Source organism: Yersinia sp. 2541 StPb PI (assembly GCF_052217145.1).
Lineage (GTDB): Bacteria > Pseudomonadota > Gammaproteobacteria > Enterobacterales > Enterobacteriaceae > Yersinia > Yersinia enterocolitica_E.
Genome location: NZ_JAZGQB010000001.1, coordinates 2,928,122 through 2,950,936, shown reverse-complemented (window position 1 = coordinate 2,950,936; position 22,815 = coordinate 2,928,122). Strand labels below are relative to the sequence as shown.

The window sequence follows — 22,815 nt, the reverse complement described above, 5'->3', positions numbered from 1 at the left end:
AGGTTTTATGATGGGAAATCAGTCATTTTTGATAAGGTTAAGTCTCATTGTTAAGGCTGGCTGCTTGATTTTGATACTCCTGGCCATACCGTCTTTTAATACCTTTGCTGAATTACCTGGCAATAAATTAGCGTCTGAAAACTACCCTGTGCGGCACGGTGAGTTAACGCCCAGAGAGATGGCGGTTGCAGTTAATGCCTGGCAATATTTTGTCCATAATTTACAACCTACAACTGGGCTTGTTAATGCAGTTAATAATTATCCTTCGACCACAATGTGGGACAGTGCATCTTATTTGGCGGCACTGGTGTCGGCGCGCGAGTTGGGTATTATTAATAAGGAAGAGTTTGACCACCGAATGTTACCTTTTTTAAAGACACTGAATAATATTTCACTATTCCAAGGGCAATTACCCAATAAAGCTTACAACACCATAACTGCTGAAAAAGTTAACTATATGAATAAATCCGGTGAAATAGGATTTTCAGCTATTGATACTGGCCGTATGTTAATTTGGCTGAAAATTATTAAAGAACGTTATCCTGAATATGCCAATAGCATTGATAACGTGGTCTTAGGTTGGGATTTTTCACATGTTGTCGATGATTGCGGTACGTTATATGGTGCGATATTAGATAAAAATAACACGCCTCAGTATGTACAGGAAGGGCGACTGGGTTATGAAGAATACGCCGCCAGTGGTTTCCAACTTTGGGGTTTTTCTACCTGTCAGGCATCGCGCCCTGAACCTTATGATTTGGCTAAAATTTATTGTGTATTAGTCCCTTATGACTCTAGGGATGCACGCAAAACGAATCAACACAACTATGTAGTTACCGAGTCGTATATCTTACATGGCCTTGAGATGGGGTGGGATCGCAGTAATGATCGGGCTAATAAAGCAGCGAGCTACAGCCATCCGTGGATGAAAGACTTCGCCAATCGCGTCTATCAGGCACAGGAAAACCGCTATCGTGAAACGGGAATACTGACAGCGCGTTCGGAGCATCAGTTAGACCACGCCCCTTACTTTGTTTATGACACGGTTTTTTCCGATGGCTATAACTGGAACACAATTACCGATCAGGGCTTTTTTGTCCCTGAAAATGCGGCAGTGTCATTAAAAGCTGCGCTAGGCATGTGGGTATTATGGCATTCGCCGTACACTGACCGATTATTTGATGCAATAGAAAATGCTAACGTTAAGGATATCGGCTTTAACGAGGGCCTCTACGAAAATGGTAAAGGGCCAATTAAAGAGTTTACGGCAAATAATAATGGCATCATGTTAGAAGCGCTATTATTTAAAAAAGCAGGGAAAATACTCCGTTTCACCAGTGGTGATCCTAGCCATAAAGATTATATTCCCTCGTTGTGGGAACGGCAGTTAATTAATGCTTTTGATGATAATAACAGTAAAAGGAATCGGCCGTATATTGATGCAACACCGAGTTTAGCCGCATTTTGTGATCAAACGGGCATTGCGATACGTAAAGCACCAGATTGTAAGAGCTGCCAGTGTGCTCAGTGTCAGGATGAAAGCAGCAGTAATAATTTATTTAAATTACCGGCGGCAACATCATCATGCGCAAAACAGTGAAGTCCGCCGCTTTTGCCTGGGTTATTGGTGCTGGGCTACTGGGTGCTGCATTTACGGGCGGTATGTTTGTGGCAAGCAGTATTACTCACAGCTCTGTTGCCTATTCTGCCCGTAGTGGTGTGCTATCTGATAATGAACAATTGTGGGCGAAAGTAGCTTGGCGTTACTTTGTTAATAATACGCAAGTGAGTACTGGGTTGGTTAATTCTTTGGATAATTACCCGGTTGTTAATCTCTGGCAAATCGGCGACACACTTGTCACATTAACCGCAGCAGCCCAATTAGGGTTGATCAATCGTCAGGAGTTTGATCAGCGCCTCACACTATTATTGGCAACAATAAGTCATTTACCTTTGGTGGAGGGAAAAACGCCAAATCTGCTTTACAACACCGCCAACGGACAGATGATTGATTATGCTCACCAGCCAAAACCACTGGGGTGGTCTGCACAAGATATCGGCCGCTTAATGATAGGTTTGAAAGTTGTTGTGCGTTTTTATCCTGAATATGCTGAGTATTTGGATAAGGTCCTATTACGATGGAATTTCTGTCAGATTATTGATGGTCATGGTGAGTTACTGAAATCAGCGACTGTTAATGGCAGATTTATAGCCAAACCCGAAGGCGTTTTGGGTTATAGCGAATATACCGCTGGTGCGTTTGGTCTGTGGGGTTTTCCTGTAGGAATATCAGCTAATCTTCCCTATAACACCACGTTTATTTATGACATACCTATCGATTTTGATATCAGAGATGCTCGAACAACCTATGTACCCTCTATTGTCGTCAGCTTGCCTTATTTACTTACTGCAATGGAATTAAAAAGCACCCCAATATTTAAACAGCAAAAAAAACGGATAGATAATATCTATCGGGTACAAGAAATACGGTGGCAAAAAGAACATATATTGACGGCACGTAGTGATTATTTCACCTCAGTTGCGCCATATCACGTTTACGATACGGTGTTCGCTAACGGTTATCATTGGAATACGATTAGCGAAGACGGGCAATTTCATCCTGACCTGGCGTTGGTATCAACCCGTGTAGTTTTTGGCTTATGGGTTTTGTGGAATAGCCCTTATACCGATGCATTAATGCAGTTGACTCAGATGCAGTATGATGAACAACGCGGATGGTATGAGGGGCGTTATGAAAATAATGGTGCCTATAACAAAACAATTAGTCTGACGACAAACGCTATGGTATTGGAAACGCTGCTCTATAAAGCGGCGGGGAGTTTAATTAATAGCGACTCTACCGCGGGATATCTGGATGTGCGCATGAGTGATATTTTTTCACGACCACAATTATGCCTGCCGCAAGAAAGAGTCATCCGTCGACAGGCGGCATCGAAATGAACATTAATTGCTGGTGCAGGGCTTCTATTTTAAGTTTGGGATTTCTTTTACAACTTATCTCGTCGGTTGTTGTTGCTCAGTTGCCATCCACTTTAGATTTGTCCGGTCAGTGGCGAATACGGGATGGCAATCCGCCAGCTTCTGACGCCTGGAGTGACACCCTGGATGACAGCCAGTGGCAACAGTTGAAAGTGCCCGCTAATTGGTACAGTGAGGGCGTCGATCATCAAGGCGTATTATGGTATCGCACCCGGTTTACATTACCGGTTTTAGATACCGATGATATGGCGACCTTGGTATTCGATGGCGTCGATTATCAAACGGATATTTGGCTCAACAGTCAACGAGCGGGGCAACATAAGGGGTATTTTCAGCGGTTCAGTATCGATATCACCGATATAGCCCGAATAGATAATGTGCTGGCTATGCGTGTAGATAGCCCTTACGAGACTCCGGGCAAAATTTGGTCATTTCGTAAGCAACTGATTAAGGGCGTGTTCAACCATCATGATACTCGGCCCGGTGGCGCGTGGTCGGATCACGGACAAGATGCTAATTCAGGCGGTATCTGGGCTCCGGTAACGTCACATATCAGCCGTGGCGCTGTTATAGACAATGTACTGGCCGTGCCTGACTGGTCACGGGGGCTTGCACATCCGATTCTGAAGGTGAGTTTGGATTATCGTGCTAACCACAACCGCCCCGTTGTTATGTTGCTACGCCTGATACCCGATAATTTTATCGACCAATCTTATCAACTGGAGAAAAGTGTTTCATTGGTTGCCAGTCAGCATAATGCACAAACTCTCACCGCTAATTTTCTGCTTGATAACCCCGCATTGTGGTGGCCGTCTGGTCATGGGAAACAAAATCTTTATCGGCTGGAGGTCAGTTTCTCAGACCGTTTAGGCATGATGGATGTGACTCATGTTCGCACTGGCTTACGGCGAATTGCGATAGACCCCCAACAGCAAAGTTGGTCAATCAATGGCAAGCGACTATTCATAAGGGGGACGAACTATATTGGTAGCCCGTGGCTGGGAAGCCTGACACCGACAGATTATCGCCATGACTTACTCATGATGCAGCAGGCAAACATCAACGCCATACGAGTACATGCCCATGTGGCTGGGCGGGCGTTGTACGACCTGGCTGATGAGATGGGGATACTGCTCTGGCAAGATTTTCCACTGCAATGGGGATATGACGATTCAGCCTCTTTTGCCAGAGAGGCTGCCAGGCAGGCCGCGGATATGACACAGCAGTTTGGCAGCCATCCAGCGATTGTATTGTGGTCTGGGCACAATGAACCGCCCTGGGATGCCACATGGATGCAATATCGTTATTCAGACTGGCGGCCTGACATCAACCGGGCGTTAACCGCGAGCGTCGCGCAGGTGCTCAGTCAGGACCATAGCCGGATCACTCATGCTTACTCGTCCACTGCTGAACACTACTGGCAAGGGTGGTACTCAGGGCAGAAAAGTGATCATCTTAAACCGGCAACTACCTCAATCATCAGCGAGTTTGGCGCACAAGCCTTACCTGACCTGGTAACGTTAAAAACGATAATTCCGCACGCTGAGCTGTGGCCCAAAACGGCGGATAAACAAGATGAAGGCTGGCGTATCTGGGCATACCATAACTTTCAACCTCATGAGACATTTGAATTAGCTAAAGTGACTCGCGGGCCAAATATCAATACGTTTATCAAGAACAGCCAACAGTATCAGGCAAGTTTAATCCAACTCGCCGCAGAGAGTTATCGACGCCAACGTTATCAACCCGTTGCTGCATTATTTCACTTTATGTTTACTGAAAACTGGCCGTCAATTAACTGGGGCGTGGTGGACTATCTCCGCCATCCTAAGCCGGGTTATTTTGCTTTGCAGCGAGCTTATCAGCCCGTTTTACCCTCTATAGATCCGAAAACAGAAAATTGGGTGCAGGGGCAGAGAGGGCGTATTGATTTATGGGCCATCAACGACCGTTGGTTCAACTATCAAAAGGCATCATTACATTGGAAAATATTGCAAAGTGGTATGATTTTATCTAAAGGATCGCGGAACATAAAATTAATGGCGGATAGCGGTCAAAAGGTGATTGAATTGCAAGTTATACCTCGTAGCGTTCAACCAATGAATGTAATGAGTGACATTATTAACGAACAGGGTGAGATATTAGGCCACAATGAACTACAAATTTACATTCAACCCTAACTAATACTGTTTATTATTAGCAGAGAACACTTAAGCTAGATTTGATTGTGGCCAATACTATCTTAAATTACAGAGTGATCCTATGCTTTAGCCAATAGTGATTATAAGGGTATAGATATTATATGAATCCTTCTCCATTCAATGCCCATACGCAGCAATTGTCCTCATCTTGGCTTTCATTTAAGTTACAACAAAATATTTTACTGCCACTGGTTATTTTCATTATTGGACTGGTTATTTCAGGTGCGGGAGCATGGTGGCTTTATAACGAAATTGAAGCCAATGCAAAAATCGATTTTCAACGTAATGTTGATAGGGTTTCTGGAGAAGTTGAGCGACGTTTCTCTCAGCCAATATATGGGTTGAATGGGATAAGAGGTGTTTATGCTACCAACAGTCATTTAACCCGCGAGCAATTTAATGCTTATGTCGCTTCGCGTAATTTGCCGGTGGAGTTCCCTGGCGTGAGGGGATTTGGTTTTATTCAACGGGTGTCGCGCAGCCAGTTAAATGCATTTATTACTGATACCCGAGCTGACGGTGCGCCGACGTTTTCTTTGCGGCAACTTCAGGATAAACAGCATGATGATTTGTATATTATTAAATACATTGCACCAGCAGAAAAAAACCAAGGCGCAGAGGGGCTTGATATTGGCTCTGAGTCGGTCAGACGAGAAGCCGCATTGTTGGCAATAAACAGCGGAAAACCCACTCTTTCTGGCACTATTCATCTGGTTCAGTCTAATGTTAAAACTCCCGGTACATTGCTTTTTGTCCCGGTTTATAAGTCGGGTACCTATCCTACGACACTTGCTGAACGGCAGGCGTCATTGGTCGGTCTACTCTATTCACCCATTGTGATTGCTGATCTATTACGTGATATTCCCGAGTTTATGAATGGGCGAGTGGATGTTGAATTGTTTGATAGTCTCAATGATTTATCTAATAGAACGATGATCTTCGATGCAGATGGCAGTAAATACGCCAATTTCATACCGGATGAAGAGCATGATGATGAAGCCATAGCTGCCAGAATATTTCACAATACCAGCGTCTTGCCACTACCTGGCCGAAAAATGACACTGCGAATCAGCAGCACACCAGTGTTTGAAGCGCTAACCGAACGTTATGCACCTTGGTTGGTGTTTGCTTTTGGTCTTTTGCTAAGTTCGGCATTGGCTTTACTTATTCGCCAGCAAATCAGTGGACGTAATCGGGCAGAGATGCTGGCGCGGAATATGACCGCAGATCTTGAACGTCTGGCTTTAGTGGCCAAGAACACCTCTAACGCCGTCGTTATTACCGATGTAAAACGTAATATCGTCTGGGTTAACGAGGGCTTTGAACGTATTACCGGATACAGTCAAGCCGAGGTTTTCGGCAAGTCGCCGGGGAAATTACTGCAATGCAGTAATACAGACCAAGGCGTAGCAAGTGAGATGAAAATTGCGTTAGATGCCGGAGAGCCATTTAAAGGTGAAATAGTCAATCGCGCTAAATCGGGGCAAGAATATTGGATTGAGCTGGAGATTCAACCGCGTTATAACGATAAGAGTGAACTTATCGGCTTTATGGCGATTGAGTCGGATATCAGTGAACGTAAAGCGACTTATCAACGTCTTGAAGCGGCCTTACGTGAAAATAATGCCTTACTCAGCACCCTTAATTTACACGGTATTATCTCTACTGCAGACCGGGATGGGATAATCACCGATGTTAATGACGCATTTTGTACTATCAGTGGTTACAGTCGCGAAGAACTTATAGGGCAGACTTACCGCTTAGTTGATTCTCATACACATTCGACTGATTTTTGGCAATCGATGTGGCATAACATTGCTAATGGGATCTCGTGGCGTGGAGAAATCTGTAATAAAGCTAAAGATGGCTCTTTATATTGGGTCGATACCACGATTGCTCCGTTTAACAATAGTACTGGCCAGATTGAGCGATATATTTCTATTCAAGTTGATATTACAACCAATAAAAATCAGCAAGCCAATCTGATTATTGCTCGAAATCAATTAGTCAGAGCGGCGGATGTTGCTGAGTTAGGTATTTGGACCTGGAACATTCCAGAAGGTACGCTTTCTTTCGATGAGCGGATGAATAATATCTATGGGATCCCTGAGGAGTTACACAATGCCGATATCCCGTTGGCGTATTGGTATAGCCTTTTGTATCCAGAGGATATTCCCGACGTTAAAAGTGCAATAAAAGCAGCGTTAGAAAATGAAAGTGTCTATCGTCAGGTTTTCCGTATTGTGGTGAGAAATGAAGTTCACTTTATTCAATCAACTGGAACGGTTGAACGGGATGAAAGTGGCAAAGCAATGTTGATGATGGGGATTAATCGGGATATTACTCAACAACGCGAGGCCGAGAATATCCTGAAAACAGCAAGAGAAGCTGCTGAAGAAGCCAATAAGGCCAAATCTGCATTTTTGGCCAATATGAGTCATGAGCTACGGACCCCGATGAATGCCATCCTTGGCATGCTGACATTGCTACGTAGGACGGGTCTTGATAGGAAACAAGCTGATTATGCGGTTAAAAGTGAAGCCGCCACGCGCACCTTGCTGCGCTTGCTGAACGATATCCTGGACTTCTCCAAAATCGAATCCGGTAAAATGGAACTGGAATGTATCCCGTTTGATATTCATGTGATGTTGCGTGATTTGGCGGTTATCTTATCGAGCAATCTGAAGGTTAAAAAGGTTGAGGTCTTATTTGATATTGACCCTTCACTACCCCAGTTTGTTGAAGGCGATAGCATGCGACTCCAGCAAATATTAACCAATCTGGGGGGCAATGCGCTGAAGTTCACCGAACTTGGTGAGGTGGTGCTTTTCATCAAAGTTATCACACAGGATAGCCATCACGTTACGTTGCATTTTGGGGTGCGCGATACCGGAATTGGCATTGCACCAGAGAATCAAGAAAGTATTTTTAGTGGTTTTACACAAGCAGAAGCCTCGACAACGCGCCGGTTTGGTGGCACGGGCTTAGGGCTAGTGATAAGTCAGCGCTTTGTTGCACTGATGGGCGGGACGCTCACCTTAGAAAGTGAACCGGGTAAAGGGAGCCTATTTCATTTCACCATAACGCTGTCGCTACCTTCTTATACCAATCTGGTTATTAATAATGAAACACCAAACACTTTGGTAAACAGAGCACAGGCATTGAATAATTTACGAGTCTTGGTTGTTGATGATAATCCGACAGCCTGTGACCTGATCAAACAGATGGGGGAATCACTAAAATGGACCGTTGATGTCGCAACCAGTGGCAATGATGCATTGCAATTGATGAGACAGCAGCATGATAGTGGTATTACCTACGGGGCGCTCTTTATTGACTGGCAAATGCCGGGGTTAGATGGTTGGCAGACCAGTAAATGTGTGCGTGAACTGATGCCAGTAGATAACGGCCCTATGATTGTCATGATAACCGCCCATGATCGCGAAATGTTATTACAGCGCAGCGAAGAAGAGCAGGCATTACTGGATGGTTATTTGGTTAAGCCGATCACAGCATCAATGTTGTTGGATTCAGTGATTGATGCATTAAGCGAACGCAAACAACCTGATGTTGCGAAACCGGCAATAACCGAATCTTTACACCGACTGTCTGGTGTAAGGCTATTAATTGTTGAAGATAACTTGAATAACCAGCAAATAGCACGTGAGTTACTTGAGGATGAGGGAGCAGAGGTCAGTATTGCCAATCATGGCAAAGAGGCAATTGAGATATTAGAACATCATCCGTCTTCATTTGATCTGATATTGATGGATTTACAAATGCCGGTCATGGATGGCTACAATGCGACGAAATATATTCGAAAAAGTCTTGGGTTAAAAAACTTACCGATTATAGCCATGACAGCTAATGCGATGGCCTCTGATCGTGATGCCTGCCTTGCTGCTGGAATGAATGACCATATTGGTAAACCCTTTGACTTGAATAATCTAATACACATCATACGGAAATACAGTGGGCAAACTGATGTTGTCGCTACGATTAGCCATATAACTCCTGTTTTGTTATCTGCTGAATTAAAAAATGTCGCGGCAACGGCAGGAATTGACGTTGATACCGCCCTTAATCGATTAGGTGGCGATATTACGCTGTACCAAAAAATGTTATCGCTGCTTAGTGAGGATTTGGCTAATTTCCCTACCCAGTTGGAGATATTATTGACTGAAGGTGACCATCTGTCGGCATCTCGTCTGCTACATACCATCAAAGGCCTTGCCGCACAGCTGGGGGCCACTGGCCTTTCTTTGAGTGCGGGGCAGGGGGAGAAGTTATTTAGCCAGGGCGCTATACCTACGGCAGATACGATTAATCAATTACTGAGTGAGATGCGAAATAAAGTATCCGTTATACAATCTGGGATAATGATACTAATCCCAATGCTATCGAAAGATAACACTAGTAATGTCGTGGCAGAGGCAGTTGATATTAAACCTATCGAGTTGGAACTGAATCGTTTGATGCTGTTATTACAAAACTCAGATATGGCTGCGTTAGAGCTGATGAATAAATTGATGATGACTTTTGCTAAGCAACTTAATGGACAATTATCTCCTCTTAATGATGCAGTAAACCAACTAGATTTTGCCAACGCTATCAAGTTATGCCAAGCCTTGATGGTTAATCTTCCTACTCAGAGAGATAAGAAGATATGACTATAATCCATTCTTTTTCGCAAGATTTGACCTTAGATCTACCCGGCACGGGGAAGCCCAAGATCCTTATTGTTGATGATCATCCGATAAATATTCAGATGCTCTATCAAGCATTCTCTTCCGATTATCATGTGTGTATGGCCACCAGTGGTAAACAGGCACTCGACGTCTGTATTAGTCAACATCCAGACTTGATTCTACTGGATATTGAAATGCCCGGTATGAATGGTTTTGAGGTTTGTGCCAGACTCAAGGCATCGCCAGACACTCAGGATATTCCTGTTATCTTTGTCACTGCGCATATTGATGAAGAGACCGAAACTCGCTGCTTTAGCGAAGGTGCCGTAGATTTTATCAGTAAACCTATTAATAGGAACACCGTTCGGGCTAGAGTGAAAACACACTTATTGCTTAAAGCTCAATCCGACTTATTACGCCAACTAGTTTATTTAGATGGATTAACCGAAGTACATAACCGGCGTTACTTTGATAAACAGTTAGAATTGGAGTGGAAACTCTCAAATCGTAACCAGACTCCACTTAGCATGATCATGATTGATGTTGATTTTTTCAAAAAATATAATGATTTATATGGGCATCAGGCAGGGGACGATTGTTTACGGAGTATTGCAAAAGTTATCCGAGAAACTCTCCGACGCCCTGCGGATTTGGTGGCCCGCTATGGTGGTGAAGAATTTGTTTGTCTGCTCCCCGACACCGAGTTAGCCGGAGCAATGGATATGGCAGAAACTATCAGGCTGCAAATTCTTGAACAAAAAATTCCACATTCTGGTTCCACAGTTTACCCCTTTGTCAGCATTAGCCTTGGGGTTTGCTGCAAAGAAAATCAAAGCGTCGGTATGTCAACGGCACTTCTGCGTCAAACTGACCTGCAATTGTATCAGGCAAAGAAAAATGGCCGAAATCAAACTAGTGGTATGCTCTATCAACTGAACGAGGGGTAAATTAAATATATTCTCGGCATTGGATCAGGCACTTAGTGATTCGGCCTGATTATTTATCCATCTGTATTATTAATCAGAATATCGAAAGCAGTAAGGCAACTGGCAGGCTCAAGGGCCACGTTAATCCGATAAGAGATGATGATAAGCACCTTACTGCTAAGCTCTGATCACGTGTTAGTGGAAAGATGATGAGGGTCGAGGCAATAGCCCCAATTCCGTAAATGCAGAGCAGGATAAATCCGGTATTCATGGGGCAATTTTCCTTTTGACCATGTCATTTACTCATTATCGCTGAAAGTACGTGTATTTTTGCAAGATAATTCAAATTATAGGGCTGCACTATTGTGGGTCTTCTCCAATATTTTAAAAGGGTATAGGATAATGACTTCTCTGAATTGGGGGATTGATGCTCAAGAAAATTCTAAACAGTAAGCTAGCAGGCTATATCGTGGGCGTTTTTATTGCGATTGGTTTTGGCGAAAGCTTCATCACTACTCACGAAGAAGCTGAGAAATTCGCTAAATAATTCAGGGGGACTGGAACTACAGGGGCTGCTGTTATCAAAGAGTTATCGGTCAGGCTGTTCCAGCCGTCTTATGTTGCGCATGAACGTATGATGCAACATATCCTTCTCGGTTTATATCCAGATAATCCGACCACTACTGCATCATCGCTTTACGGACATCGAGATATTCTGCTTTATGGGTGTAAGCCACCCGCAGGCTGTTGCGTTCCTGATGACTCATCTGGCGTTCAACTGCATTCTATGACCACAGACCAGATTCTATCAGGGCACTACAGGCCATGGCATGGAATCCGTGGTCAATGGTCCTGATTCGGTTTGATATTTAAGATACCAGAAACGTGAACCACTTGGATTGACCAAAAGGTACAAACCGTGTGAATCGGAAACTTTGAAAGGTTTTTCAGAAGGCTTGAGACTGCGGATTTTAGTGTCGTTCAGAGACATAGTGTGGTCACTCCATAATCGAACTGAAATGACCCCAAATCAGACCACCAGTCTTGCCCGATGCGGAGGGGGAAATGAAAATGCATCGGGAAGACTTTTCACACTAACTCGTTGAATCTAAATCTTATAAAGATTCGTGAAGATGCATGAAAACACAAATTTGGCTCCTCTGACTGGACTCGAACCAGTGACATACGGATTAACAGTCCGCCGTTCTACCGACTGAACTACAGAGGAATCGTGTGAACGAGGCGAATAATAGCGAGGGTGGTGACGTTTGTCAAAGTAGAAAAACACTAAAAATGTGCGTTTGCTGAGAGAATGAGCTTATTGGCTTGTTTTTCAGCAAACTTGTTTATTTTCCCGTGAGTTATCCCGCCAAATGAGGTTATTTTTAATAAGGCGGAGAGGCGAGTTTGTATTGGGGAAGGTGATTGGCTCGGTAGTGACCGAAAAGCGCACATTACACGCCGAGGTTATGTATTTAACCCCGCTAATCAGTAGGAAAGACACTTTTAGCAGTGTGTTTTAGTGACATAAGCAACATAAGTGGGACATGTGTAAAATATCCCCTAAATTCAATAGGGTAATAATTTCGCGGCGGGTAGCCAGCATTGTCAGAGGAATTACATGAGCGCTGCAATTCCTCTGCGATTATCCGTGAAAACAGTAATTCGTTACAACGTCACTTTTATTAACTGGCTGTTTTTTAGCTGATTACCAGCATCATCAAAATAAACATAGTTCAAGGTTACTTCACCATTGAGTGAGGTAGGCTGCTGTTCAAAATGATATTGGCGTTCAGCAAAGGGTGTGACCATCATGTCCATCTCTTGTGCTATCAGAAAGCGTTGTTGTTGGTTTTCTAGCTGAACCTGACCAAAAGATACATGGTATGGTGTGGGGTTATGGGCAGTGAGAATGTATTCTTTGTTTTTCTTCTTAAGGGTAAAACTGACTTTTTTCATTGCCTCAGCCGGTTTCGGCGTTAGCCCATCAGGCCGGTAGAATATTTTCATTTGGGTATTCATCGCCATAGCAACCTGGGCTTGAGCATCGATGTTGCGCCGGGATTTAGGCGGAATTTCATACAGATTGAGCCAATAAACAGACTCTCGATCTGTCGGCAGATTGTCACCTTTATTGATAATGCGCAGCCCTTGAGCCGCTCCTGCCTGCATTTTAAAAACAGCAGGCAAGACAATGAAAGGCGCTTTGCTCTGATCGGGAGTGCTGTCCACATCGCCATCATCAATCCAGGTCTGCACCACGACCGGATAATCATTGGTATTAGCCAACATCAGGGTGCGCTCACGCGATTCAGGCTGATAAATCATGCGGGTTGAACCGGCCACTAAACCGGCCATGGTGTGTTGGCTGATGCTCAACATCAGTAAAAATAGGCAGAGGAGTCTCATTGTATCTTCACCAAAACGTAAGCGGTCGCATCGACTTTGCCAGCAGTAGGCGTGCCGTTAGGTAATTTTTTCAAGGTGGCGACAAAGTGATGTGAATAGTTATCATAACCAGCACCATTGCTGCCATTAGCGCTGGCACCCGTGAGTACCGGGTACCAACCCGCGTTGGTATTGGCATTGCAATTACTGACACATCCTCCCCAACCAACAAAATTCATTGCCGCACCGCTGCTGTCACTCAGGCTGATTCCCACGCCGGTGGCTATATTTTTGTCAGTACCATAGTGGTCTGATAAAAGATAACTCACGCCGCCAGCTGCGTTTACTAACCCGAGTCCTTGTGCTTTCAGATAACCGGGTAATGAAGTTTGGATGCCCAGCGCAGTTTGCCCACTATTAATGCCAGATTCCGTACCCGACTGGCATTCGATATCGACAGTGATATCCGCGCTGCGTGATTGATTATCATTAAGTTCGTTCACGGTGATAATAGGGAAAACCACATAAGGTGTGACGTTACGTACTACGCAGGTATTTTTGCGTGTCAGGACAGAGACCGGAGAGGTATTCATACCAAATGCCATATAGCGGCCACTTCCCCATGTTTGGTAATTGGTTGCTGAGTCATAGCCGGTTTCCGGTACTGGCATGCCAGGCCCTTTGAATACCACGTAACCGTTGGGTTGATTGCAGGAATAGCTACCCGAATAGTTATCAGCCGCAGGACCAGAACATCCCCAACTGGAAGGGCCGGGCGTGCGGTCTACAGAACCTACTTTTTTTAGCTCAGCACGAATTTGGCTGAAATGTTTACCCTTAATTTGAATTTTATTCCCGACTACGTCGTACTTTCTCAACGGGACCTGCTGCCAGATGCGGGTGAATTCGACGCCAGTATCAACATGAGTCAGTTTCAATGCGGTATAGGGGAAGAAAGTCTGAAAATAGTTATCACCCATATTGCTGTAGCCGCCGACATTACTGTCGCCATTAGTCGCAAAAACTTCAAATAAACTGTCTTTATCGGCCACATCACATTCATAGATAACCGCTTCTGGGTCTGACCAGAAACGGGCGGGTACCAAGCTGATAATGCTGGAGGCCAGGATTGAATCGACAGGCTGAATGTAATTACTGGTTATATTGATATTACCTAATTGCAAGGACGCACCGTAGTTATCACCACCGATATTGGCGCCTTTCCAAACACATTGTGCATAACTGGGTAAGCTGGTGCTCAGTAATGCGAGTGAAAAGAATAACCCCATATAGTGTGAGAATAGGGGCTTGTATCGGTATAACCTGGCGTAGTGAGTCGTTATAGGATTCATACTGTTTCTCTGATTCAATGCTGGGTAACGACACACAAGGCATCGAGTTTATATAACTGTTTATCGTTATTGGGCGTGCCTAAGTCGTAATTTAACTGGCAGCGTTCATCGGTAGCATCGCCCCATACTAAAATGAGTGTGCCTCGGGTTCCTTCAGCCCGAACATAAGCCTGGCTGGCCTGACCAACCATACCAACCTCGTTCTTTTGCTGCTGAGCACTGTTGTCGCTGTCGGCAGTCGTGCTGTATACCACGGTGCCCATAGGTAACTGACTACCATCAGCCAGCCGGACGGTAATGAGTACCGGGTAACCGCTGAGAGTGCGGAAAGTGACTTTCACTGCTGAGCCGGCAAAGGGGGCAACTTGCCGCTCACCATCCTGAAGCTCTGTATTGAAATCCATGCCATCAGGATTGAGCGTAATGGTGTTGTAGCGATACGGGGTGAGTGTTGGCACCAGTGCATAGCCAAATCTGTCAATACTTGAACCTTGGCCATACATCACTTTGGCACCACTGGCGCCTTTGGCCTCGATCAGGGCAAAAGTATCACTCAGATAAGGTCCCAGTGTGACACCGCCACTATGGAAGGCCACTGCCCCACGGGCGCTGGCTGAACCTTGCCAATAACCAGGGCTGCTGGACGCACTGCCGCTCAGACTAGTGACAGGAAGCCGTTTTTGTAAACTGCCACTAAAGGTGTTTTCTTTCGTTTGTTCACTGCGGGCAAAATCCATACTGTAACTGGAGGATTGGTCCTCGCCCATCACACCGGATAATGAGGTCTGATAGCTGGCGCCACTGAGCTTACTGTTGACAGCACCGGCGGAGATATACGGCGCATGCGCACTACCACCTAATGGGAATGAGACCGACATCTGCACCACAGTCTCGCTGATGCCAAGAATATTTGCACCATTAGCCGCTGGCATGCCGCTACCGGGGTCGACAAAGGAGGTTTCGTTGCTGCCGCCCCCGGTTTTTTGTCGTGAGACCGCAATATTGAAACTGGTATCGCGCCACAGAGTATTGGCATAGCCTAATTGCAACTGTGTATCCCGCTTGCGGTCATTGCGATAATCCTGTGAAGACGCGGTCAAATACAGAGAACCGTAGCTGTTAAAACTCTGATTCATCGATATTTCTGCCCGGCTGCGTTGCCGGTAAGTATCTGAATTCCAGACTTTGCCATTACGGGCTGCACGTACCCCCAAAACATCACTTAAATCGCGATAACCCTCGGTAGAATAGCGGTAACCCGCCACGGATAATGTGGTATTGGTAGCTTCGAACGTGCGGCTGAAGGAGGCTCGCGCCATCCAGCCCTGCTGCCGTTCATCACCATCACTGTTGTCATCCGCTAGCCTGGCATTCGAATAGGTAGCATCCAGCCCTAAGGCACCAATATAGTGGGTAAAGACTCCCCCCAGCATGATGGCCTGATAACCTGATGCCACGCGTAGCCCGGTATTGGCGGTAATGGCGTTACTGACCCCTCGTTGATAAGTCAGTTCACTGAACACTTCATTACTGCTCAGATCCCGCACTTGCCCAGCGGCGAAGCTATAGCGGGAATAACCGGGGCGCAACGACTCCGGCACGGAAGAGAATGGCACCTGAAAGGTGCTTACGCTGCCATCCGCTTCCTGAATTTCTACCGTCAGGTCACCGCCGAAATTGGTGGCTGATAAATCATTAAATTCAAACGGTCCTGGTGACACAGTGGTTTGGTAAATAGACCGATTGTTTTGATAAACCGTGACTTTGGCATTGGTTCTGGCAATCCCTCGCACAATAGGGGCATAGCCGCGTTGCGATTCAGGCAACATGCGGTCATCAGTGGCCAATGCGATGCCGTTAAAACCCAAGCTGGAGAAAAACTGACCAGCGCTGAACGTTTGGCCCAAGGTCACTTCACTGCCTATGGCGGGCAGCGCGCGTTGGCTGTATAGCCGGTTAGAGGTCCAGTCGGCTCCTCGGGTAGGGTCATAGCGCAATGAACCCTGTTGACGCAAGCGCCACATGCCAGCATTGATACCATTAGTTAGGCTGAGATAAGTTGAGTTGGTTGAACGCTTAATTCCATCTTTGTTATAGCCCACGTGATATTGGTTCAAGTTGTAATTGCTGAAACCAATGGTATCCCCCGAGGTTAAATTATGGGGGTCAACATAGCCACGCGGCACTTTTTTAACGAACAGCTGTGGTACCGACAAGTCGAAGCGCAACTTGGCGTAATCAAAGCGATAGTCACTGGCTGGCAAGGTGGTTTTAAAATCCAGACAGTCATCTTTTGGGTCGCTGTTCTTCAGCGCCTCCTCAGTGACGCCGGCTTGTTGCAGTAGTGCGACTGACAAACAGGGAATAACCGCATCATTTTTTGCAATAAATATCATTTCTATACGATCAACAAAATTGTTGTTCATATAGAGATCAACCTGATATTTGCCTTCTTGATAAGAGTCTTTTTTATTAAAGCGGGAGATAGAGCCTAAGCCGAGCGCTGAGCCGCGGACTAACGCATCCTCAAATACATATTCGTCTTGATTACTCTGCTCTGCTGCTGACACGAAATGGCTCGCCAGTAAACCGTGCGTTAGCAAATAGGATAACCAGGGAGCAAACCTCACTGGTTATCTCTATAACTGGGCACCGTCTGGATTATCATCACGGCTGGACTACAAATGATAATTCGTGGAAATGTTGGTGCCATAATCATTAACCACGTTCAGCGTCAGCACTTCGCCCTTTTTGGCCTTAACCCCAGCGGGTAAGGCTAAATCAGTGGTCGAATTGGGCGAGAACATCTCACTGGTGGCGAACGAAATCGTTTTCCCATCACTGACCAATTTGGCATCACGCAGGCTGATATAATAACCCGTCGGGTTACTTATCTTGATTTTATCACCGCTAGTGCCATCCAGAGTAACGCGTATCTTTTCACCTAATGTATCGACATTTTCTTTTAATGCCGCAGGGCGGTAAAAAACTTTCATTCGGTTATTAACGATCAAAACCAGTTTGTTTTCGGTCTGCTTATCTGCTTTTAACGCGGGGATCTGCAAGAAGTTAAGATAGAAAACTGATTCACGATCTTTGGGTAAATGGCGCTCAATATATGACAATCGTACCACTTGCCCACTTTGGGCTTCCATACGGAATATCTGTGGTGTCAGTGTGAAAGGGACATCACTTTTTGATGGCGAAGACTGGTTATTACCGTCGTCCATCCATAATTGGACTAAATTCGGATGGTCATCTTTGTTACTGAGCTGTATTACTTTTTCCCGCGTACCTTCGGGATAAATAATACGAGTACCGGTCATGACAACACTGGCTTGCGTCCATAAGGGTACGCCGCTGAGCAGCAGCAACGAGCAGGCGATCATTCTGTGGGCAATCAGTGTCATAGCAATTACTTATCCTTGATACTTCTGGTTTGTTTCGGCTTCGTTACCGATTGGCAACGTATTCATGATATGGCTTGGATCTCATGAATAGTCAGGGATAGGTGATCGCGTATTGTGCGGAAGCAATAACGCTCCCGGCGGTCGCACGACCTTCTTCCGTAATATATTGAGCCGCCAGATCCTGTGATGCTGAGGTTGCACCGGCGACCAAGGTGATCCCCGGTACTTCAACACTGCCACCAGACATGCGAATTGGGGCACCATTGGTATCAAGTAACTGAATAGCAACATTTTGAGCTGTACCCACATTGCCCAAATTACCCGCCGAAGTGACGTTCATCCCCTGAAAAACCGAACTGATCTTGGTGTCTTGAATGGCGATATTGCAGCCGGTTAGGTTAATCGTAAAATTGGTTTTACCTGCAACTGAATTAACTTGATTCAGGTTGCTGGTCGAGACTGTTGGTAACAAAACTACCGGGGTGTTAGCTGTGCCATTGATATCCACCATGCAAGTCTGTTCGGCTACCTCTCCCTGAAACTTGATAGTGTTATTTGAGGTTGCAGCTAACGCCATACCCGGCAGGGTAAGTAGCACCAACGTCATTAGAGTCTTTCCCATTTAATTCCTACTTAATTTTATAATTTATATTTCGTTGTACGGAGACCTCTAGCATTCATCACAATGAGCGATCATTAAGTTGAATAAAGTCAGCCGCGATTGAGCTGTGCTATTTGGTATCCGGGCCGAGGCTAGTGTAGGGGGAAATAGAGACAGATAAAATGAGAGGCGTCCTTGTTTTATATGTGAAATTTCCCACAAAAGGTGTAGGAACTTAGTCGATTAAAAAAAGTAAAAACTATAAATTATTTTAATTTCAATATCTTATGTTGTTTATTTTAATTAAATATGAAATTGTGTTTTTGCTATCACGCAGGAATGATTACTTGATAAATAAAAAAGCCCACCAAGTATGTACTGGCGGGCTTTAGATGAAAGCACTCTTTAAATATTTATTTAATCGGGGGTATCGCTATCTATTTCGGCGTATGAGGCAACCAGCTTAACTAATAACTGATTAGTCTCCGTTAACTGTTTCAGATAGTCTGCTCCAAGTGAAATGACTGCTGGCCTATCATGAGCGAGTAACAGGGATTCGAATCTGATACAACAATCTACCAGATCTTGCGCATCAATCAGTTGTACCGCGCCTTTGATCCGGTGCACCAACGTTGCCATTTCGTTATAAATATCGCTAGCATTCGTACTGCTATCATCCGTTATCAGATGGTCAAACAGTTTCGTTAGCGCGGCAGTATCCTGCACATTGCTTTCCAGCAACGATTGTAATAACTGCAACTCTACCTCAGCTCTGCCACCCGAGAGCGATTTCAATTTATCTTGTGCTGCGACAATAGGGGGCTGTTGCGTTTTTGGGGTCTCACTGTTGTCCGCGGCTGAGTTCCTATTTTCCTGATGGCTCATCTCCATCGTATTGGGACCATCGTCGCCGGTAGTGTGATGATAATTCGCCTCGACATCGTTACCGACAATCTGTTGATGGAGCAAAACAGTGCGTAAGGTGTCAATAGTCACCGGTTTAACCATGCAATCATTCATACCAGCATCAGAACAGCGAGTTACGCTCTCTTCCCGCGCATCTGCGGTACAGCCAATGATTATCATCTCCTTCATTGCCGGACTATTGCGGATATGGGCGGCAAGTTCATAGCCATTCATCAGCGGCATGTTGTAATCGGTGATGACGATATCAAAACTGTAATGTTGCAATATTTTCCAGGCTTCTGCGCCATTTTCTGCGCTCATCACCTGTTCGATGCCGATAAAGGCCAATTGCTGCTGAAGTAACTGGCGGTTGGCCGGAAGGTCATCCACCACCAGAACACGTAGATTTTTCAACTGGTCCAACTGCTTTTCATCGGCATGCAGAATAGTCGCATCTGGCGGTAAATCCTCAGCAGTGGCAATCTCCAGTGGTAAAGTAATAAACAAACTGGTGCCTTTGCCGAGCTGGCTTTCTAAGCTGATTTGCCCGCCCATTTTATGAATCAATTGATGGCAGATCCAAAGCCCTAGCCCTGAGCCGCCAAAACGGGGTGATTTACCTTCATTCGCCTGGCTAAAGGGTTGGAACAGCGTGGCCTGTGCCGCTGGAGAAATACCAATACCGGTATCGGTAATATCGATATTCATTACGCCATGCTTATCATCCGTCGGCTCCCAAGTCACATCCACCGAAACACTACCTTGTTCGGTAAATTTCAACGCGTTACCTAACAGATTACCCATCACTTGTCGCACTCTGAGCATATCTGCCATCAGCAGGTGAGGGATTTGGTCATCCAGCCAACCCGAGAATTGAAGCCCACGCTCATCGGCGATGGGTTGATAGATAGTCAGCATCCGTTCCATTTCCTGGCGGAAATCTACCACCGCAGGGTGAACACTCAGTTGGCCGGCTTCAATTTTGGCAGAGTCGATGATGTCATCAAGCAGTAACATCAACGATTGAGCTGATTTGGACACGGTAATCAGTGTATCTTTATCAACCGGCTGGGAGCTGCGGATCTCCAGCTCCAATAAGCCCATAATGGCGTACATTGGCGTTCGCAGTTCATGACTGATTGTGGCAAGGAACGTACTCTTGGTCCGGTTGGCGCTTTCGGCTTCGACACGGGCCGCTTCTAACTCACGCTCAACGGTTTTACGTTGGCTAATGTCCAGCCAGCCGCCCAGTAAACTGCGTTCGGCATTGTCCAGTGGAATAATCCATAGGAAGATATCCCGTAGCTCACCATTGATTTCAAGAGATAAATCCACCATTTGTGGTTTTCTGTCCTGTAATACATAACGACAGTATTTATCTATCTCGCGATCAAGCGGACTGGTCATCGGCCAGTTGGCTTGTTCAATATCCTGATTGAGCAAATCGTGAAGCTTATCTTGGTGAGCCGCAGCAAAGTGGCTGTTATAAACGGCTAACTCGGCATTGGTTGTACGAATAAAGACCGCAAAGGGCAATGCATTGATAATCGATTCTTGCTGTAGCAAACGGGCATGTAGCAACTTGGCCTGGCGGCGCTTATTGAACACCAGATAGCACAGGTATAGACCGAAGACCAACAATAGCCCTGAACTTATTTTCAACGCCATCATCAGCCATTCATTATCTGATGAGTCTTCATCAAAACTTATTGGCTTAGGCTTGAAGGTACTCCATTCACTAATTAAGTTGTCTAACTCTTCTGGTGGAATAGATTCAATTACTTTATCAATAATGGCTTTTAATTCGGGCAGGTCTGGGCGGATGGCAAATGCCATCATCAGCGGTTCTTCACCTGCAACCGCGACCGTTTTTATATTCGGGCTAAAATTCTGAGCTGACAGGTAGTTGGCGGTCATCATATTCTTAACGACAGCATCCACTTTACCTTGCTGCAACCAACGCACCAGTGTCATGGTATCCGGGGCTTGGACAAAGGTAATCTTTTGAGCTAACAGGGGGTTACCAATAATCCCGCCAGAAGCACTACCCGCTTGTATCCCCACGCGCTTTCCTGCTAGATCTGCCACATTGTTGATATCCAGGCGATCTTCGCGCGTCAATATTCCCCATAAGGATTGAGCTACTGGTGAGGAGTAAAGGTTGTTACCATACATACCGTTGCGAACGGCTACAATCGGCAGTAAATCGGTTTTACCGGCGATAAAATCACGCACCCCTTCACCGGTATCTTTGGTATAAACCGGTTCAAATTTAATCCCGGTTCGGCGCGCGATAATATCGATAAGATCGACTGAGAAACCGGCCATTTGTCCGGTTTGACGATCGCGGAATATCAGTGGTGCCAGATCAAGTGGGGCGACATAAGTCACCACCGGATGGTGCTGAATCCAGCTCACCTCTTGTTCGGTCAACAGTAACTTGGCATCAATATTGTAATGATGTTTGCTACCAAACCAGCGTTGCTGAATATCACCGGTCGCGCGGGTCGGTAATAATTCTAAAATCTGATTAATGTAGTCAATCAGCTTTTGATTACTTTCCCTCGCTAGGAATGTGTAAGGGGCAGGGTGATAAGGCGCAAAGTTACGAATTTGCAACGTCAGCAATTGTAACTGATCAATCAGATAGTTAGCTGTTGTGGCATTCGCGACAAAGACATCGGCATTACCATAGGCGACAGCCAACAACCCCTGCAATTGGTTGGGGTAGGCAACAATTTTATCGGCATGATAATTAAATAAAAACTCAGGGGAGAGTGGCTCGTTATTAACGATAGCCACCGTTTCTGGGTGGGTACGTTTGGTCGGGTCCCAATTTTTGCTGCGAACTTCGACATGCCGGTTGGTAAAGAAGGCATGGGAAGCTATCAGCCCCGGCTGAGGGGGCATAGGTGTCCCGGCCATTAAGTCAATCTGGCCATTTTCCAATGCATTCAAAACTAACCCGTAATCGCAATAACCGATCATCTGGAAAGATAATTGGCTGGCATCACTGATTATTTTCAGGTAATCCGCAACAATACCTTCAATGGCATTATCATCACGGTTAACGACAAAAGGAGTATTGGCATCCATGACCACCCCCACTTTCACCGTGCGCCGGCTTGATTGGCGAGTGTCCGTGGAAGGTGTCAGTAATAGGTCTTCACTGTAGCTATTAGCGATACTGTGTATCGTCAATGGCTGCCCAGTATCGCACCCCTGACGACCGGTCATCATTGCGGCATTAAGCTGCCCGCTAAGCAACAGCAAACAGTAAAGAAGAATTCGCAAAGATAACCTACTCGGTAAAGATAAGATTGCCCGTGGTAAACCTGAGCCG

At 45.5% G+C, this 22,815-nt stretch carries 13 protein-coding genes, 1 tRNA gene and 1 pseudogene; 5 read left to right on the top strand and 10 right to left on the bottom strand.

Features of this window, described 5'->3' with window-relative positions; all coding sequences use genetic code 11:
- Nucleotides 1–10 precede the first annotated feature (10 nt).
- The 5 genes from V1953_RS13285 to V1953_RS13265 all read left to right on the top strand — a co-directional run bounded on the left by V1953_RS13285 (nt 11) and on the right by V1953_RS13265 (nt 10,836).
- The gene (locus V1953_RS13285) at nt 11–1,600 is read left to right on the top strand and encodes a DUF3131 domain-containing protein (RefSeq protein WP_442821444.1); all 1,590 of its coding nucleotides are present in this window, start codon (nt 11–13) and stop codon (nt 1,598–1,600) included.
- Nucleotides 1,585–2,961, top strand: a complete 1,377-nt coding sequence (locus V1953_RS13280) for a DUF3131 domain-containing protein (protein ID WP_372568947.1) — start codon at nt 1,585–1,587, stop codon at nt 2,959–2,961. The genes V1953_RS13285 and V1953_RS13280 overlap by 16 nt, the downstream gene beginning before the upstream one ends.
- On the top strand, nt 2,958–5,180 hold the full coding sequence (locus V1953_RS13275; RefSeq protein ID WP_442851034.1) for a glycoside hydrolase family 2 protein: 2,223 nt from the start codon (nt 2,958–2,960) through the stop codon (nt 5,178–5,180). Before V1953_RS13280 ends, V1953_RS13275 begins: the two co-directional genes overlap by 4 nt.
- A 122-nt stretch (nt 5,181–5,302) precedes the next feature.
- Entirely contained in the window at nt 5,303–9,871 is a 4,569-nt protein-coding gene (locus V1953_RS13270) for a CHASE domain-containing protein (protein WP_442851033.1), read from the top strand.
- Nucleotides 9,868–10,836: a diguanylate cyclase gene (locus tag V1953_RS13265; RefSeq protein ID WP_083159230.1), complete on the top strand. Its 969-nt coding sequence runs from the start codon at nt 9,868–9,870 to the stop codon at nt 10,834–10,836. Before V1953_RS13270 ends, V1953_RS13265 begins: the two co-directional genes overlap by 4 nt.
- Nucleotides 10,837–10,909: 73 nt before the next feature.
- Here the strand turns inward: V1953_RS13265 and V1953_RS13260 are convergent, their stop codons facing one another.
- From V1953_RS13260 to V1953_RS13215, 10 genes and pseudogenes are all read right to left on the bottom strand, one after another.
- Nucleotides 10,910–11,086 carry a GhoT/OrtT family toxin gene (locus tag V1953_RS13260; RefSeq protein WP_083159229.1) on the bottom strand — a complete coding sequence of 59 codons (177 nt, stop codon included), beginning with the start codon at nt 11,084–11,086 and terminating at the stop codon, nt 10,910–10,912.
- Between the two features lie 412 nt (nt 11,087–11,498).
- Nucleotides 11,499–11,660: pseudogene (locus V1953_RS13255) on the bottom strand (integrase); the annotation flags it as partial.
- Nucleotides 11,624–11,806: an Arm DNA-binding domain-containing protein gene (locus V1953_RS13250; protein ID WP_083159228.1), complete on the bottom strand. Its 183-nt coding sequence runs from the start codon at nt 11,804–11,806 to the stop codon at nt 11,624–11,626. The pseudogene V1953_RS13255 and the gene V1953_RS13250, both read right to left, overlap by 37 nt.
- Nucleotides 11,807–11,967: 161 nt before the next feature.
- Nucleotides 11,968–12,043 (bottom strand) — tRNA-Asn (locus V1953_RS13245).
- Nucleotides 12,044–12,483: 440 nt separating this feature from the next.
- Nucleotides 12,484–13,224, bottom strand: a complete 741-nt coding sequence (locus tag V1953_RS13240) for a fimbrial biogenesis chaperone (protein ID WP_083159227.1) — start codon at nt 13,222–13,224, stop codon at nt 12,484–12,486.
- A complete protein-coding gene (locus tag V1953_RS13235) occupies nt 13,221–14,555 on the bottom strand; it encodes a fimbrial protein (protein WP_372568951.1) in 1,335 nt (444 codons plus the stop codon). Before V1953_RS13235 ends, V1953_RS13240 begins: the two co-directional genes overlap by 4 nt.
- Nucleotides 14,556–14,569: 14 nt before the next feature.
- Entirely contained in the window at nt 14,570–17,185 is a 2,616-nt protein-coding gene (locus V1953_RS13230; RefSeq protein ID WP_083159226.1) for a fimbria/pilus outer membrane usher protein, read from the bottom strand.
- Nucleotides 17,186–17,233: 48 nt separating this feature from the next.
- A complete protein-coding gene (locus V1953_RS13225; protein WP_083159225.1) occupies nt 17,234–17,965 on the bottom strand; it encodes a fimbrial biogenesis chaperone in 732 nt (243 codons plus the stop codon).
- 91 nt (nt 17,966–18,056) lie between these two features.
- Nucleotides 18,057–18,587: a fimbrial protein gene (locus tag V1953_RS13220; protein WP_083159224.1), complete on the bottom strand. Its 531-nt coding sequence runs from the start codon at nt 18,585–18,587 to the stop codon at nt 18,057–18,059.
- Between the two features lie 396 nt (nt 18,588–18,983).
- Nucleotides 18,984–22,742, bottom strand: a complete 3,759-nt coding sequence (locus V1953_RS13215) for an ATP-binding protein (protein ID WP_442851326.1) — start codon at nt 22,740–22,742, stop codon at nt 18,984–18,986.
- Nucleotides 22,743–22,815 lie beyond the last annotated feature (73 nt).